Genomic DNA, 15,453 nt, shown 5'->3' on the forward strand with positions numbered 1-15,453 from the left:
GGTCGCGCGGGATTTCGAGGTGGAGCTCCCCGTACTCGGTCTTGACCGTCCGGTCATAGGTGCCATTACGGGAATTGCCGGAGTGGAACCCAATCCGGTCGTACTTCTCGTAATCCAGGAAGGCCGTCAGCTCCGTCCGCAGTAGCGTGTTCACGGCCAGCTCCAGATGGGAGCGGAATAATTCGTTCAAATCGCCTTTGGTGGCTAGAGTCTGCAGGAGTTCTGTAGTAAAATCGTTCATAGGGAAGTCCTCTTTTCTGTGAATGGGTGTGGTAACTTTATTCTACAGAAGGGACTTCCTTTTTTCTATTTACACAAAATATTTTATACTCTCAACAGGGGAGTGAGTAAGTATGACATTGAACGAAAAAGAAGCAAAAGTATTGGGCATCATACGCGAGAATCCGTATATTTCCCAAAAAGAATTGAGCGAGTATGTGGAATTATCCAGATCCAGTGTAGCGAATATCATATCCGGATTGGTACACAAAGGTTACTTAGTAGGGCGTGCGTATGTCGTGAACGATGAGCGTCCGATTGTCACCATCGGAGGCGCAAACATCGATCGCTTGTATGTCGTACAGGACAGCCTCATTCAAGGAACATCAAATCAAGTGAAGTCACATACCTCTGTAGGCGGCATTGCGCGAAACGTCGGGGAGAACTTAGGAAGACTCGAACTCCCCGTGACGTTGGTTTCCATGGTAGGGAAAGACGACAGCGGGCAGATGATCCGCACGCAATCCAAGCCATATATGAATGTGGAAAACTTGGATGAAACTGGTTTTTGTCCGACTGGAAACTTCACGGAAATCGTTGATATACATGGCAATTTGAAACTCGGTCTGGCTGAAATGGATATCTATGATCAAATCACTCCCCAGTGGCTCAACCGTTACCGTGCGATTATTGAAAAAGCATCTTGTGTAGTGGTGGATACCAATCTGCCGAAAGACACGATGGAGACTCTCATCGGAATGACCAACCGCTTCCGGGTTCCGCTGGTGATGGTCACTTCTTCCCTTCAAAAAATGGTGAACATACCAGATTGTATGGAAGGGGTGACGCTTTTGGTGACCAAGCATGATGAAGCAGCCTTCTATTTGGACATGGAAATAGAAGACGATGAAACCCTGAAAGAGAGTATACGAAAATGGCAGGAATTGGGCGTAGAAAAAGTCTTGGTGACCCAAGACAATGAAAAAATTGCTTACAGCTCCTCTTTGGAAGACGAAGCGCATATTTTCGTAAACCCGGATCACAACAAAGAACGTTACGCATGGGGAGCCGTTGAAGCACTGACTGCCGGCTGGGTGTACGCCAAATACGTAGAAAGAACAGATGAAGAAGCGCTGATTTACGGTGTGGTCAACTCCTTCCAGACAAGCCGCAAAATATATACTGTACGCCAAAACTTGTCGCAGAAAGTCCTACAAAGAGAGTACCAAGACTTTTTGAAATTAAAAGGCGCTCTTCCCAAAACATTTGAACCGATACTGAATCGATAAGACGAAGCTCGTTTAAACGCGGGCTTTTCCTTAGCATAAAAAAAGAAAATCGGAGGCGAAAGATGAAAGTACTGAAGGGAATAGGGAATACAATATTGTTCATAATAACCGTCCTTGTCGTAGGGATTGCATTGCTTAATTTCTTCTCATCCCCCGACGGAAAAGGGTTGCTTGGATACAAAGGCTACACCGTCTTGAGCGATAGTATGGAGCCGACTATTTCAGCTGGAGACTACATAATTGTTAGTATGACGCCTTTTGAAGAAATTGAAAAAAACGACATCATTACGTATCAAGAATCGGAAAACACTCTGGTGACCCACCGGGCGGTCGAGAAAACAGATGAAGGGCTGGTGACCCGGGGGGACGCAAACGACACGGAAGATGTGCGGCGTGTACAGGCGAACGCCTTGATTGGGGAAGTTCGATGGGTGGTTCCTTATCTCGGTCAAGTTATGCTGTTCATGCGACAGCCGCTGTTCATCATTGCACTGATGGTGGTCTTGATCCTCTCTTTGTTGGTAAGTTACTATCGCTCTGGAAAAGCCGAACATATCCCTGAGTGAATAAGGTGCTATAAGGGTTATGTTATAAAATAACATTGTTTATTAGCGATGGAATAAATAGGAAACCAAGGGAGGAATTGTCACAAATTGTTCAAATATCCAAAAAACAAATAAAAATAAACCGGAAACGAACAGTGGTGATTGTTTATACACCGCTGTTTTTTTTTGTTTTTCTTTTGTTTTTGTCACTGAATTAACATGTACAGAAGAACAGACAAATTGAATGGTGGAAAAAGTTCAACAAAAAATTAAAAGAAGAGTGTAATACAAAAAAGAGAACCTAGAAAAGACATATAACCCTTGTTATTTCTTGTTTTTTATCATTTATGCTTTTCTTTTTTTTTTTTTGAATAAAAAAATTTCTTTGCAAAAAAAAACACACTTGTGTTAGACATTTGTTTACAAAATTCATTTCACGAGAACAGAAAAATAACAAAAAAACAAAATGCTCCTAGAATAAAGGGTATGTTGAAGAAAAAAATTTACAAAAAAGTAAAAAAGAGCAAATGTTGATGGATGAAAGTTTACTATATAGTTTGTCGATTGAATAAAAATGCTTTTTGTTTGTCTTTGTAAGTCGAGGAGTGGTACTATCCTTTCTGGCAACAGAAAAACTTTTTAGGAGGAACAAGAAGTGAATAAGAATCAAAACCACCGTAACAAACTGCCCCTGATACTCGCCGCTCTTTTAACACTCGCATTAGTCGCTTATGGAACATTTGCTTATTTTACGGATAATGCTCAGCAAAAAGCAGGATTGAAACTGACTTTAGGAAGCGTACAAGTAGAAGGTAGTAAAGCCGATTGGATACAGACATCTAACAATACAGAAGTTGAAGAAAATCAAACTGTTAATTCCAATAATACTGAATTCAGAAAAGTATTGCCTGGTGATGAGTTTACCAATACATTTACATTCACGAATGATGGAGATAACAAAGTTAAAATAACTGAACTCACCGATAACTTAACTAAAGATGTTGGACCTTTTAATGTCACAGTAAACGAGCCAAGACGTGTAGTCTCTGATGGGGACCCAAGTGACAGCTCAGAAATTAAGGTAAATGATACATTAGAGCCAGGTGAAAAGTTTGCTTACAAGGTTACTGTGTCAGTAAAGACTAATTTAACTAGTGGGCAGGAGATAAACTACTATAATAACCCCGCTAATACTGAAGACAGAATTCTAGATTTATTGGAGGATACTATTTCAGTAACAGTAGAACAAGCCAACAAACCTACTACTGAATAAATAATATGCAAACTTGTAAGAAGTTATTAGTTCAGATATAAGAAGGAGGAGTATCATGCGTAGAAAAATACCAAAAAGATTCCGGTATTACTTTTTCTTCGCTAGACTTCTCCTTTTTCCTTTTAAGTAATCAAAAACATGCTACAATTTTTCGTATATTAGTGATTGTAAGACGTAGTATCGTAGAAAGAATCACATGGATAAAAGCATTTGAGAAATCAACAGGTCATTAACACAGAAGCGAAAATTTGTAAAAGATGGAGGCAAGGAGATGAAACAACAGTTTAATTCGATGAACATAGGAATTATTTGTATGTTGACAGTCCTTTTCTTCAACTTATTAATGCTTACATATACAACAACAGCCACCTTCACTGATCAAACCACCATTCCTGCAGGTATAAAATTAGAGTTAGGGACTATCGACATAGAAGTCGGTGAACCCGAATGGGTAGTGGAAGATAGAGTATACAAAACTACCGTAAAAAATGTAGGTTCTGTCGAAGGGAAATTAGCTTATAGAATAGAACAGACTGACGATGGTACGGATATCACTCATACTGTTTCTGCTTTCGTCCTAAATGAGAGTGGCGATCGAAATCCGTTTGAGCAAAACATGGTTCTTCCAAGTGGAACTGAATGGACATTGGTTTTTGAAGAAGACGAGAACATATCTGATTTAATAAAAGCAGAGATTACTTTTAAACTTTTTCAGTCTAACGTGAATGATTCGTCGTCGGGCTTTTATGACACCGAAAGTTATGAAATCGAAATCGGCCCAAGTGATTGGCCTCAAGTTTTTTCTGAAGGAACATGGGGGGATTTTCAATACACTATTTCGCCTTCGATTACTTACACGGAAAAAAATTGGATTCTTTGGAAAACTTACGAGCGCTCAAGAAAAAATTCTTTTTTATATGTTACATTTCCGGAGAGTGTTGATGCGGAAAGAGTAAAATTAATAGATTTAAATGCAACTGAAGAGGTAGAGTATCCAGGCGTGCTTGAAGTTGATGTTGGCAGCGCTATGTACTCTAGTAAATACAATGGAATTCGATATAATATTGATGCTGAGAATCGCTCCGATTCCATTTTGTCGGAAATTTTTAAAGTGCTTAGAGGAGCGACTAACTTATTAAAACGAATTTTATCCTTACTAGGGCACAAGGATGTGCATGTTGATTCTCCATTTGAACTTTTTATAGGATTTCAAGATTCTAATAGTGGTAAATATATAGGAGTATTAGGGTTGACCATGGACCAATTATTAGATGAAAAAACGCAAACTTTTGGAGCGATGCGCCATTCTGCGAATGGAATAAATTCTGTCAAACAAAACAAAACAGAAGAGGCTGACCATGAACTTGAAGATGTTAAAGGCGCACCAGATAGTGATTCAAAAGAAGAACAACAACTCCTGGAACGTTTCTCAGATACTGAACCTAATTTAAATAACGAAGAAACTTTATCTATGAATAACGAAAAGAGTAGGGTTAAGGAATTCACTGAGAATCAAACAGAGGAGACAACAAGTGAACTTATAGAAGAAAATGCTGAAAACACAAATGACGATTCCAAAAAATTTGTAGAAGATTCAATAGAACAAACAGACGAAATTGAGCTAGAAAAACCATCTAATGAAAAAGACAACGAAGTTATATCAAAAGAAGAAAATCGAGACGTTGAACAACCTCCATTGGAAGAAGAGGGGAATATTACTTTCATGCCTGTTTCTGACTTTAATGACAACCCAATTGGTCTGCCACACTTCTTCTGGGAATGGTTGGATCAAAGCGAGTTGGAAGAATCCTTGACTCTCCCTCAATATGTTCAACAATTCATGGAAAAGAATCCATTGGATCCTGAAGCGGATGAGACCTCTTATCCAATTTTAGAAGTACAGGATGACACTCTCGTTGTAAACACAAAATTGGACCGGTCGAAGATTTCTTCAGATGTATCAGAGGAAGAAATAGTGACTTGGTTAAATGAAACCACCGGGATGAAAGTAGAAATAAAAGAAGCAAACGAAGACGGTACCTATCTTATTTCCTTTACATCTTTAGAATAAAAAGAAACAGGCTGCGTCCTTGTAGTCTGTTTCTTTGTGTCTAACTTGTTAACGTTTCCAAAAATGCTTCGAATGTAATAGATAAGTTAAAATGATTATGGTAAAGTTTGTATAATAAAAAAGAATGATCGGATGGTTCATGGATGTCGGGGAGGGAAATAGATGACACTTGCAGAAAGGGTTCAACAATACATAGAATTTCAAGTTGATGGTGCGCCTATTTTCATTGATGATATTGTTCGTGCATTAAAAGAAGAAATGGGAGAAGACGAGAAGAAACTCCGTCAAAATGTCACTGTCACCTGCAGCCGCTTATTAACCAAACTGGATGGCTTTTCCCGCTTTGATGTCGGGATTTATTATTATACTACTCGTCCGGACGGGGACATCAATCGCAAAGAATTAACTCGTCAACTATACATAGAAAACAAGCGGGGAGACGTGTATGGATCACTGATTTGTGGTTCTCTTGCCTTTCATCATGGATTGACAGATGAGCAACCTGAACACAAACAAATCATGACCAACAATTGGCGTCGTGCGCCAAAGTGCAGCGAAGAAGAAGGGCTAAAGTTGGTTGCGCCTTATGAAGAAATCACTCCAAAAAATGTCCGGTACTTTGAGATACTGGAGTTGATTAAATGGGATCCAACCTTTGTAGACGAGGAGAAGACCCGTTCCAAATTGATTGAGCTGATTAGCCGCTATGAACTCCAGTCCATTCGGTTGATGTCTTTTGCGGTTTCGCATTACAATCAGAAAGTGGTATTGGCATTGGCTAAACTGGCCCCTTTTTACTTGCAGGAAATGCACGAGATTTCTTCAAAAGATTCATACACAGTGCGTTAAAATAGGAAAGGTTCTTCCTTTAATGTTCATAAAAGTTTCGTACAAACCTTCGGAAAATCGTCACACACGTTATCTGACATTTGATGTATACTAGAAGTACGTTGTTCGAAGGAATTATACTTTATATGTGCTTAGGCACGAGGGGTGAAAGAAATGGACGAACCAAAAAGAAAAAAATTTATCTTTATCCTCGAAAGCTCAGAAGAGACGCGCCGTTTAGATATTGATGACTCAGAAATCATCGTCAACGCGGATGGTGAAGTCGATGTACCTCTTGACCGTGTGCTGAGAAGATACCACCTAAATTACCACGATTTGTGGCAGATGAACGTGAAGCAAGTTGCGTTTGCTGAAGAAGACGAATTAGAACAACGGACACTCCGCTCGATTTCGTTTGAAAATCTGCATCACACTTGAGTACCTAACTCTGACACGTCAAAAGGACTGCCCGTCAAAAGGCAGTCCTTCTTTTATTTCTCTGGTTTTTCCTTGTTCTCCTGCAGGTCATCCACCTTATCGACGTTGAACGACTCGAAGTCTTCAGGGCGGGTTTCGGCTTCTTTGTCAGCTTCCGAACGGTCCTTTTTATTTTCCGGAAGCGGATCGTCGCCTGCGAGGCGTTCGCCTTCATGTTCTTCTTTTTCATTGGCGGCGTTTAATTGGGCTTGAAGGATCAGACGCTCGTTGTTGCCTTGGTTTGGATTGTCCATCGTACATTCAAACTCCCTTCGCGTATATTTTCTTCAAAATAATTGTAACACAGTTTTGTCAGGAACGCTTTCATCATGATTCTGTGGTAAACTGGTGGTAGCACGACTTCAACCATCCATCACTCAGGAGGATATAGATTTTATGACGTTAGGAATCATAGCAGCAGTCATTATACTTTTTATCATATATGTATTATGGGACAACCAAAAATTGGATACTACGCACTATTCCATTAAAATCCCTTATATTTCAGAAAGTCTGAAAGGGATCAAACTGCTTCAAATTTCGGATCCCCACATCCGGAACAATCGGGCGGATTTTCAAAAACTGATTGAAGAAGCGAAAGAGGCTAAACCGGATCTGATTGTATTGACCGGAGACTTGGTTCAGGCAGGGCTGGAAGATTTTCCGGCTGAAGCGGTGACCAAACTGGCCGAATCCTTGACGGCCATCGCGCCGACTTATGCCGTGACGGGGAACCACGATTTTTCGTATACCGGAAACCAAAGATGGCAGTTGGCGCTCCTAAACGGCGGCGCTCAACTGTTGTTGGATAAAGCGGAATGGATACCTGTAAAAGATTCAGGGCTCGTCTTGATGGGCTTGGCGGAAAAAGGCGACATGAAACAAACATCGCGGCCGCTGTTGCAGCACATCGAACTGCCGCCTGCTTTGGAAAAGTTCCCAAAAATTCTATTGGCGCACCATCCGGAATTCTTTGAAGAATATTTGGATGACCGCACGAAAGCGCCGGACTTGGTGTTGGCCGGACATACGCATGGCGGTCAAGTCCGACTGCCGTTTATCGGCGGACTTTTTTCACCGGGGCAGGGTTTGTTCCCTAAATACGATTACGGCTACTTTTACAGAGACAGCGAACCGGCCCGGCGGTTGATTATCAACCGTGGCATCGGCAATTCCACTTTTCCGTTTCGAGTGTTCAACCGCCCGGAAATCGTCGTGATTACGTTACAATAAGGTAAACACATAGAAAGAGGGATACTTATGGCAATCACTGCAAACGACCGCTTCATACTCCAAAACGGCCACTCCATTCCCAACATCGGTTTGGGGACAGCGGGATTGAAAGGGGATGAAGCTGAACGCATCTTTTATTCGGCCATCAAAAAAGGGTACCGTCTGATTGATTCCGCCGCAAGCTACGGCAACGAAGAACAGGTTGGCTCCGCTGTCCAACGTGTGGTACGCGACGGGATTGTGGACCGCGAAGACCTGTTTATCGTCACTAAGGTTTGGCGGACAGAGATGGGGTACGACAAAGCCCGCGACTCAATCAAAAACAGTTTAGATAAAATGGGACTGGAGTACATCGACTTGGTGTTGATCCATTGGCCGGGAGAAACCGATGATATCAACTTGGACACGTGGAAAGCGTTGGAAAAAGAGTACGACGAAGATGGGAAGGTTCGTGCCATCGGGGTGTCCAATTTCGAGCAGTCGCAGCTGCGGCACTTGCTGGAGCATGCGGAAGTGGCACCGATGGTCAATCAGTACCAAAGTTATCCAGGTGACAACCGGGATGATCTGTTATTGTTCTGTCAGCAACAAGGCATCGTATCGATGGCGTACAGCCCAATCAACCGTGGACAGTTGGACTCAATTGTGTTGTTGGACGACTTAGCTGAAAAACACCATAAAACGCCCGCTCAAGTGGCCCTTCGCTGGGCACTTCAAAGAGGAATTATTCCAATTCCAAAAACCTCCCGGATTACCCGGCTGGATGAAAATATGAATATCTTTGATTTTGAGCTGACTGAAGAAGAAATGGACCAACTCAAAGCATTAGGGTAAATGGTAAAAAGCCGGGCAGCAGTATCCGGCTTTTTCTCACGACAAATAATTTTTTGGAGGAAATAAGTATGATAAATCCAACTTCACTGCGTTTAGGAACCATCGGAACAAGTTCCATATCCCAGTTGTTTGTGCAGGCGGCACTGGCAACAGACAAGTACGAATTGACCACTGTTTATTCCCGGAAAGAAGCCACTGCCAGAACATTCGGGGAGCCTTTTCACGCTGCCCGCTACGTGACGACATTGGAAGAACTGGGGCAGTCGGATGTTGATGTGGTGTACATTGCGTCTCCCAACAGCCTGCATTTTGAACAAACGATGCAGATGCTTGAAGCTGGGAAACATGTCATTGTGGAAAAACCGATGTTTTCTACTCCTGGAGAGTGGGAAGCTGCCGCTGCATTGGCACAGGAAAAAGGCGTGTGTTTGTTTGAAGCGGCCCGGCATATCCATGATCCTAATTTCCAAAAAGCTACCGAAACGATCCGTTTCTTAGAGAATGTGCAAGGTGCTTCGTTGACATATATGAAGTATTCCTCGCGGTATGATGCGGTATTGAACGGGGAAGAACCGCCAATCTTTTCCTTAAACTACTCAGGCGGTGCGCTGATGGATTTGGGGGTCTACTTGGTCTATGCAGCGGTTAGCTGGTTCGGGGAACCGGAAGAAGTGACATATATTGCACAAAAAATACGAACCGGAGTGGACGGGCAAGGGATCGGAATGTTGCGCTACCCAGGCTTTGATGTGGTGATCCATTGCGGAAAAAACGCTTTGTCGCTGCACAGCACAGAAATCTATGGACTGGATGAAACACTGGTGTTGGATCATGCGGAAGCTCCGACTGTCATTGAACGGGTCGATTCCCGGACACAAGCCTCCACCAAAATCACGCTGCCTCCTACAGAGGAAAACCCACTGTCAGCTGAAGCTGCCGCTTTTGCGGATTTGCTGTTGACCAACGAAAAACCGGCAACCCATCCCAAGTATCAAGAATGGCTGCAGTTGTCCCAGACAGTGAATCGTGTGCTCACCGATATGCGGCACGATGCCGGCATTTATTTCCCGGCTGACCAACAATCATAATTTTAGACAGCATCAAGACCACCCTTCACTTAACTGTGGGGGCGTCTTGGTGTTTTTTATTCTGGATAATCCGGCAGCATAGATTTGCGGGCGCGGAATTGAAGCGGAGTGATTCCGTAAACTTCAGAAAAGAATTTGGAAAAAGCGGATTGCGATTTGAATCCGTGTTTCAACGCAATCTGTTTGAGGGGGAGGTGGGTGGTGACCAAATCAACCGCTGCTTTTTTCAAACGGTATTTTTTCATATAAGAAGAGATGGATTGGCCCGTTTCTTCTTTGAATAAAGAAGCTAAGTAGCCTTGGGAGATACCGATTTCTTTGGCAATACTGGCGGTGGAAAGGTGAGAATCATCCAATTTCTTCTGTAAAATCGAGAGGGCTTCCAGTACATAAGGATTGGCATGAATCAATGAACTGTTGTCTTGGGTGAAGGCCATCAATTGCGCCGCATACCATGGAGTCAAAGAGATGTATTCTTGGATGGTTGTCCACTGCTTGATGGCGTTCACGAGCGAAGAGAGATTCGCCAGGTCTTCCATCCGATGCAGGCCGGTTTGGATCATCCGTCTGACCAAATGAATCGGAATGCTGTAGTAATAAAGTTCCAATGCATGGAGCGCAACCTCTTCTTCCAACATTTTGCTGCACGTGTAGCAGAATGCCACAAGGTGAGTTTCTACCTTTTCAACATCTCCGTCATCCAACGCCTGAAAAAGAGCACGGTCCGTATGACTGATAAGTTCTGCCAACGTATCGGGTGCTTTCTGGGCCGAATTGTGTAAAGGTGGACTGAATTTGTCAAAACTTTCTGAGAAGTAAACCATGGGGGTACCCCTTTCCGTTAGAGAATATAGTAAATGAAAAATGTCACAGTTTTGTCATTGTTATTTATGAAAAGAGAGAACAATTTTTCCTTTTCAAAAAGAAAACCTTTGCATAGAGTAGTATGATAAATCCATAACAAATGTTCTGTTACGCAAGCTGAGCCAAGGAATGCATACTTATCATCTGAATATGAAAGAGGGATGACTACATGTCTGTACCTGAACGTGAGAACGAGCCGACAGTTGCCAATGATAATAAGAAAAAGCCGGTTATTGAAGCGGGAGACATTCAGTTAAAAGCAGGAATGAAGTATGATTTATTGGTAGGGGTCAGTGCAACGGATTGGAAAGGACGGGACATCTCTAGAAATATTCATATTTTAGGGAAAGAAAATCTTGATATGAATAAAGAGGGTGTATATTTTATCGAGTATTGGGTAATGGATGATGAGGAAGTTTTTGCTAAGAAATCCATTAAAGTCATTATAGAATAAAATGCTTGGAAGCGCAATCACGTTATTGGAGAAGGAATCAGGTTTATTTTCTGATGAGGATTCCTTTTTCATGTAACGAAATAAGAAAAACACTCAGTTTGTATATGTATAGACTGAGTGTTTTTTATTTTATTTGGCCTTGAGTAATGGAACAGTTACCAAAAAGCCCTTTCATCTAAAACAGACAAAATCAAGCAGAAAAAAACAGATTTTACCCTTGAATTGTAAGAGAATATGCGGAATAATGAGGAGAAATTAAAAAATAAGACAAGCATGTGAATTTGTTTAAAGAAAGGGTTCAATATGAAAAAAAGTTTATCATTGTCTTCATATTTAGCGATTGGCTCAATGTTGTTCGGCCTGTTCTTTGGAGCCGGGAACTTAATTTTCCCAGTTTTTATGGGACAGTTAGCCGGAAGCAACGTAGATGCCGCCACATTAGGATTTTTAATTACAGCGGTCGGCCTTCCGTTTCTGGGAGTTGTGGCCATTGGATTGTCAAGAAGCAGCGGATTGTTTGAGTTATCCAGTCGGATCCATCCATTGTATGGGTACTTCATGACCATTGCATTGTATTTGACGATCGGACCGTTCTTTGCCCTTCCTCGTTTGAGTACTGTCTCGTTTGAGGTAGGGATCACACCTTACGTCGCGCCTGATAAGTTGACATTAGGTTTGGCTGTTTTTTCTATTTTGTTTTATGCAGCCGCGCTTTTGTTTTCCTTACGGCCAACCAAAATCATGACATATGTGGGTAAGATCTTAAACCCCTTGTTCTTGCTCTTTTTAGGAATTTTAATTGTGACTGCGCTCTTCGTTCCGATGGGGCCGATTCAAAGAGTGCCGGCTCAAGCGGAGTACGGCACACAGCCGTTTTTCCGAGGATTCCTGGAAGGGTACAATACAATGGATGCGTTGGCTGCTTTGGCATTCGGAGTAGTTGTGGTAAATGCCATAAAAGAGCTGGGTATTGAAAAACCGGCCGACATTGCAAAAGACACCATCAAATCCGGAGTGGTGAGTCTGATTTTGATGTCCGTTATCTACGCCGCACTTTCTTATTTAGGGACGATGAGTCTCGGTGCCATCCCGTTATCTGAAAACGGCGGTATCGCATTGGCACAAATATCCAATTTTTACTTTGGAAGCTTTGGCAGTGTACTGCTGGCCATCACCGTGACATTGGCGTGTTTGAAGACAGCTATCGGGTTGATTACGGCATGTGCGGAAATCTTCCGTGAGATGTTCCCGAATTCATTCAGCTACAAGACGTATGTGGTGATCTTTAGTGCGTTGGCTACATTGGTCGCGAACGTCGGACTCGAAAACATCATCGCACTCTCGCTTCCGGTCTTGATGTTCTTGTATCCATTGGCCATCACATTGATATTTCTGGCTATCCTGTCTCTGCTCTTCAAGGACAGACAAGTAGTATACGTGGTGACGACCCTATTCACTCTTCCGATCAGCATCGCAGACTTCTTGAAAGCTGCGCCTGAAATGATCAGCTCCACTCCGATTGTCCAACAAATTCTTCAATGGTTCTCCGATGTGGTTCCATTGTTCGATCTGGGGATGGGGTGGATGCTGCCGGCCATCCTCGGTTTGGCAATTGGCTGGGGAGTGAGTTTGGTCACGAAACCTTACCACGGCGCTGCCGCATAACGATAAACGATTGGAGTCGATGAGCACATGTTAGATGTGCTCATCGGCTTTTTTCTTTTAGATTTTTCTAAATTCCATATTAAAAAAGTGATTTGAGAACAGATTTAGCAGAAAGTTGATTCAGTGAGCGCATTTCTCATGACAATATCAACTCCAAGACAGGTGAGAAAAAAGAAAAATACAGCTTCTTCAGAACTCCAGGACAAACCTTAAAGAACCGAGCAATGATCGGGTTGGTATTGACAGCGTTCGCGCAGATTATCTTTATGAACAGCACCTAGCAACTTGGTGCATTGACGTACCAGCTATACTTCGGGGACGGTAGTTTGAATTCGCTTTCTATTTTTATTACAATGATACCAATGGTTATCGGAGCAACAATCGGAAGCAAGTTGGTTCAAAAATTCGGAACCGCTGAAATCCGCAGCTATCCATTGATTGGAGGAATCGGCGTTTCATTGATTATGTTGTTTGTGCCGATTCAAAACCCGTACATTTGGTGGGGGGTGAGCGTACTGGTTGCATTGTTCTCATTCGAGCTGAGCATTTACACGTGGGCGATGGTCTCAGATGTCATCGATTACCAAGAATACTTGACCGGTGAGCGGAACGAAGGAACGGTTTACTCCATTTTCTCCATGATCCGAAAAATTGGACAAGGGTTTGGTCAGGCGTTGGTGCCTATGATGATTGCCTTGACGATTCCAGGTCTTGATTTGAGTGATGCAGCAACTTGGACGGCCGATCGTGTCATTGAAATGAAAAATATGTCCGTGATTTTCCCGATGATCGGCATGCTGCTGGTTATTTTGGCACTGACATTGGTTTATCCATTAAACAAAGAACGTTTGAACAACGTACAATCTGCTTTTGAAAGGATGCAGAAGGTTTTGGCTGTCGTCGGGTGAAGCCAAAGTTGGGCGGGAAAAATAAGAGGTATGTAAATAGAAGGATGTATTGATGACCTCTCCCTTCATTCATCCAACTGTACTCTTCCGAAAAGAAGTGCTGGAAGCGGCAAATGGATATACAATCAGCAAAGCCACGCAGCGCGCAGAAGACTATGATTTGTTTATGCGGCTGTATGCGTTGGGCTATAAAGGGTATAATTTCCAAGAACCGCTTCTGTACTATTAGAGAGAACGAAGAGACGTTCACAAGGCGGAAGTATCGATACCGCATGGACGAAGCCATTATCAGGTATAGAGGTTTTCGTCGGTTGGGTCTGCTCCCAAAAGGCATTCTATACGTCTTGAAGCCGTTGGTTGTCGGAGTGATCACTCAACGGATATTGGCGAAAATCCGCAAAGAGGAAACAAATAAAAAGGGCGAAGAAGTACCTCCCGTCATAGAACCTGACTGCAAAAAAATGTAAATCAAACAAAACTGTCCAATACAATGAATGGACAGTTTTTCGTTTGTCGTTTATTTATTTGGTTGACTTTCATCAGGTTCATCCGGAAAAGATTCTAGTTCTTTAAAGACTTGGGTAACCACATCATCTACTAGGCTTTCCAACTCATTTCCAACTTCTCCATCCCAAGGTTCTTCTTCAAAAGCCAGTTCAATCATCGAGTTAATTTCTTTGATTAAAGCTGGGGAATCGTCATTTCGCAGAGTTTCATCAAAATTATGAATTTGATTCTGAGTATGTTCTTCCGGCGCATCGTTTTCTGCATCCACACAAACAGGAACTTCCAAATCATCGTTTGAATGAACCACCTGCTGCAATGTAATCAAATGAGTCCAAAAATCAGGTCCATCGTACTTATAATGAATGGTGTCTCCGACTTTCTTGAAATAATCTTCAAGAAGGACATCATCTTCATAAGTTGAGTCCGGGTCTTTTCTTTGTTTCAATGTTTCCACATCGATTTCTTCATCCTCTTCCTTGAATAATTCAAGAAAGGATAGAATCACTTTGCCTTGAACAAGTTCTCCGTCTGATTTCATGACTTCAAACACATGGGGATGGATATCTTCCCAATTAAAACTGGCGATGATCATTTCATGCAAATCATAAAAGGCCGCATCGGATGGAATGTGAAAAGTACGGGTAACGGGAAGCGGCAAGTTTTCCAGTGAAATTTTTATTTCGTATATCATATGAAAACTCCTTTCGGTCTTTCCTGTCATTGTCTTTATGATACTAAAAGAAGAGAAGAGTCACTACTAAAACGATATGTGAAAAAAGGAACAAAGTATTGAAGCCGGATTCTTTTTCATGTATGCTATATATCATTCAAACCTTCTCCTTCAAAGGAGAAGGTTTTTTGTTAGTGCGCCCGGCATGGGCGACAACTTGGTGGTGAAAGTCCACTACAGACTTGGCAGTAGGAACTGTTAGCGAAAGTCAAGGGTGTCCGCCGTGAGGCGGAATCTGAAGGAAGACGGACGCAAATGCTTGCACTGACGAACAGAAACTTCATACAAAGGCTGAATCAGGACGGATGAGCTTGCTAAACAAAGTGAAGTCCGATACTGCCCGAATCCTGTACAGTAAATGGAGCAGTGACATGAGCAGAAGGTTGTCGTTCTTACCCGGGGAGGTCTCGTCAGCGCTTAGTAGTAACAACGAATGGCGAGAAGTCAGCCGAGGTCATAGTAGGGAAA

The 15,453-nt window shown here is 42.4% G+C and carries 18 protein-coding genes; 14 read left to right on the forward strand and 4 right to left on the reverse strand.

What is annotated here, in order from left to right; translation table 11 throughout:
- A partial coding sequence (locus tag G470_RS0108790; protein ID WP_028273495.1) for a transposase occupies positions 1-241 on the reverse strand: 241 nt, incomplete at its 3' end.
- Between the two features lie 112 nt (positions 242-353).
- Here G470_RS0108790 and G470_RS13185 point away from each other — a divergent pair.
- From G470_RS13185 to G470_RS0108820, 6 genes are all read left to right on the forward strand, one after another.
- The gene (locus G470_RS13185) at positions 354-1,508 is read left to right on the forward strand and encodes a PfkB family carbohydrate kinase (protein WP_051258518.1); all 1,155 of its coding nucleotides are present in this window, start codon (positions 354-356) and stop codon (positions 1,506-1,508) included.
- Between the two features lie 62 nt (positions 1,509-1,570).
- Positions 1,571-2,074, forward strand: coding sequence for a signal peptidase I (locus tag G470_RS13190; protein ID WP_051258519.1), 504 nt, complete (start codon positions 1,571-1,573; stop codon positions 2,072-2,074).
- A gap of 634 nt (positions 2,075-2,708) precedes the next feature.
- A complete protein-coding gene (locus G470_RS0108805; RefSeq protein ID WP_028274511.1) occupies positions 2,709-3,326 on the forward strand; it encodes a SipW-dependent-type signal peptide-containing protein in 618 nt (205 codons plus the stop codon).
- Between the two features lie 271 nt (positions 3,327-3,597).
- A complete protein-coding gene (locus G470_RS0108810) occupies positions 3,598-5,397 on the forward strand; it encodes a hypothetical protein (protein ID WP_028274512.1) in 1,800 nt (599 codons plus the stop codon).
- A 162-nt stretch (positions 5,398-5,559) separates the two neighbouring features.
- A complete protein-coding gene (locus tag G470_RS0108815; RefSeq protein ID WP_028274513.1) occupies positions 5,560-6,246 on the forward strand; it encodes a hypothetical protein in 687 nt (228 codons plus the stop codon).
- Between the two features lie 153 nt (positions 6,247-6,399).
- Positions 6,400-6,663: a hypothetical protein gene (locus G470_RS0108820; protein WP_028274514.1), complete on the forward strand. Its 264-nt coding sequence runs from the start codon at positions 6,400-6,402 to the stop codon at positions 6,661-6,663.
- Between the two features lie 53 nt (positions 6,664-6,716).
- Here the strand turns inward: G470_RS0108820 and G470_RS0108825 are convergent, their stop codons facing one another.
- Positions 6,717-6,956 carry a hypothetical protein gene (locus G470_RS0108825; RefSeq protein WP_028274515.1) on the reverse strand — a complete coding sequence of 80 codons (240 nt, stop codon included), beginning with the start codon at positions 6,954-6,956 and terminating at the stop codon, positions 6,717-6,719.
- Positions 6,957-7,098: 142 nt separating this feature from the next.
- Between G470_RS0108825 and G470_RS0108830 the strand changes: the two genes are divergently transcribed.
- The 3 genes from G470_RS0108830 (at position 7,099) to G470_RS0108840 (ending at position 9,857) form a co-directional block, all read left to right on the forward strand.
- Positions 7,099-7,935 (forward strand): metallophosphoesterase, encoded by an 837-nt coding sequence (locus G470_RS0108830; RefSeq protein WP_035445426.1) that lies wholly within the window; start codon positions 7,099-7,101, stop codon positions 7,933-7,935.
- 27 nt (positions 7,936-7,962) lie between these two features.
- Positions 7,963-8,769: an aldo/keto reductase gene (locus tag G470_RS13195; protein WP_051258520.1), complete on the forward strand. Its 807-nt coding sequence runs from the start codon at positions 7,963-7,965 to the stop codon at positions 8,767-8,769.
- A gap of 68 nt (positions 8,770-8,837) precedes the next feature.
- On the forward strand, positions 8,838-9,857 hold the full coding sequence (locus tag G470_RS0108840; protein WP_035445429.1) for a Gfo/Idh/MocA family protein: 1,020 nt from the start codon (positions 8,838-8,840) through the stop codon (positions 9,855-9,857).
- A 56-nt stretch (positions 9,858-9,913) separates the two neighbouring features.
- Here G470_RS0108840 and G470_RS13905 read toward each other — a convergent pair whose 3' ends face one another.
- Complete coding sequence (locus G470_RS13905) at positions 9,914-10,681, reverse strand: helix-turn-helix transcriptional regulator (RefSeq protein ID WP_028274518.1); 768 nt, start codon at positions 10,679-10,681, stop codon at positions 9,914-9,916.
- A gap of 209 nt (positions 10,682-10,890) precedes the next feature.
- Here G470_RS13905 and G470_RS0108850 point away from each other — a divergent pair, with 209 nt between their 5' ends.
- The 5 genes from G470_RS0108850 (at position 10,891) to G470_RS14455 (ending at position 14,215) form a co-directional block, all read left to right on the forward strand.
- Positions 10,891-11,175: an immunoglobulin-like domain-containing protein gene (locus G470_RS0108850; protein ID WP_028274519.1), complete on the forward strand. Its 285-nt coding sequence runs from the start codon at positions 10,891-10,893 to the stop codon at positions 11,173-11,175.
- Between the two features lie 303 nt (positions 11,176-11,478).
- Positions 11,479-12,840, forward strand: coding sequence for a branched-chain amino acid transport system II carrier protein (gene brnQ / locus G470_RS0108855; RefSeq protein WP_028274520.1), 1,362 nt, complete (start codon positions 11,479-11,481; stop codon positions 12,838-12,840).
- 293 nt (positions 12,841-13,133) lie between these two features.
- A complete protein-coding gene (locus tag G470_RS0108860; protein WP_084172156.1) occupies positions 13,134-13,748 on the forward strand; it encodes an MFS transporter in 615 nt (204 codons plus the stop codon).
- A gap of 52 nt (positions 13,749-13,800) precedes the next feature.
- Positions 13,801-13,977 carry a glycosyltransferase family protein gene (locus G470_RS14450; protein WP_156908032.1) on the forward strand — a complete coding sequence of 59 codons (177 nt, stop codon included), beginning with the start codon at positions 13,801-13,803 and terminating at the stop codon, positions 13,975-13,977.
- 43 nt (positions 13,978-14,020) lie between these two features.
- Positions 14,021-14,215, forward strand: coding sequence for a hypothetical protein (locus G470_RS14455; protein ID WP_028274522.1), 195 nt, complete (start codon positions 14,021-14,023; stop codon positions 14,213-14,215).
- A 50-nt stretch (positions 14,216-14,265) separates the two neighbouring features.
- On the opposite strand, the gene G470_RS0108875 is transcribed toward G470_RS14455, so the two are convergent.
- Complete coding sequence (locus G470_RS0108875; RefSeq protein ID WP_028274523.1) at positions 14,266-14,946, reverse strand: plasmid pRiA4b ORF-3 family protein; 681 nt, start codon at positions 14,944-14,946, stop codon at positions 14,266-14,268.
- Between the last annotated feature and the right edge of the window lie 507 nt (positions 14,947-15,453).

The sequence above is a fragment of the Atopococcus tabaci DSM 17538 genome, assembly GCF_000429585.1.
GTDB classification, from domain to species: Bacteria; Bacillota; Bacilli; order Lactobacillales; family Carnobacteriaceae_A; genus Atopococcus; species Atopococcus tabaci.

Bases quoted from the DNA above. Each gene is read 5' to 3' on its own strand.
- G470_RS13195 (WP_051258520.1), top strand. From the start codon at position 7,963: ATGGCAATCACTGCAAACGACCGCTTCATACTCCAAAACGGCCACTCC.
- G470_RS0108830 (WP_035445426.1), top strand. From the start codon at position 7,099: ATGACGTTAGGAATCATAGCAGCAGTCATTATACTTTTTATCATATAT.
- G470_RS0108825 (WP_028274515.1), bottom strand. From the start codon at position 6,956: ATGGACAATCCAAACCAAGGCAACAACGAGCGTCTGATCCTTCAAGCC.
- G470_RS13185 (WP_051258518.1), top strand. From the start codon at position 354: ATGACATTGAACGAAAAAGAAGCAAAAGTATTGGGCATCATACGCGAG.
- G470_RS14455 (WP_028274522.1), top strand. From the start codon at position 14,021: ATGGACGAAGCCATTATCAGGTATAGAGGTTTTCGTCGGTTGGGTCTG.
- G470_RS0108850 (WP_028274519.1), top strand. From the start codon at position 10,891: ATGTCTGTACCTGAACGTGAGAACGAGCCGACAGTTGCCAATGATAAT.
- G470_RS0108840 (WP_035445429.1), top strand. From the start codon at position 8,838: ATGATAAATCCAACTTCACTGCGTTTAGGAACCATCGGAACAAGTTCC.
- G470_RS0108815 (WP_028274513.1), top strand. From the start codon at position 5,560: ATGACACTTGCAGAAAGGGTTCAACAATACATAGAATTTCAAGTTGAT.
- G470_RS0108820 (WP_028274514.1), top strand. From the start codon at position 6,400: ATGGACGAACCAAAAAGAAAAAAATTTATCTTTATCCTCGAAAGCTCA.
- G470_RS13905 (WP_028274518.1), bottom strand. From the start codon at position 10,681: ATGGTTTACTTCTCAGAAAGTTTTGACAAATTCAGTCCACCTTTACAC.
- brnQ (WP_028274520.1), top strand. From the start codon at position 11,479: ATGAAAAAAAGTTTATCATTGTCTTCATATTTAGCGATTGGCTCAATG.
- G470_RS14450 (WP_156908032.1), top strand. From the start codon at position 13,801: ATGACCTCTCCCTTCATTCATCCAACTGTACTCTTCCGAAAAGAAGTG.
- G470_RS0108875 (WP_028274523.1), bottom strand. From the start codon at position 14,946: ATGATATACGAAATAAAAATTTCACTGGAAAACTTGCCGCTTCCCGTT.
- G470_RS0108810 (WP_028274512.1), top strand. From the start codon at position 3,598: ATGAAACAACAGTTTAATTCGATGAACATAGGAATTATTTGTATGTTG.
- G470_RS13190 (WP_051258519.1), top strand. From the start codon at position 1,571: ATGAAAGTACTGAAGGGAATAGGGAATACAATATTGTTCATAATAACC.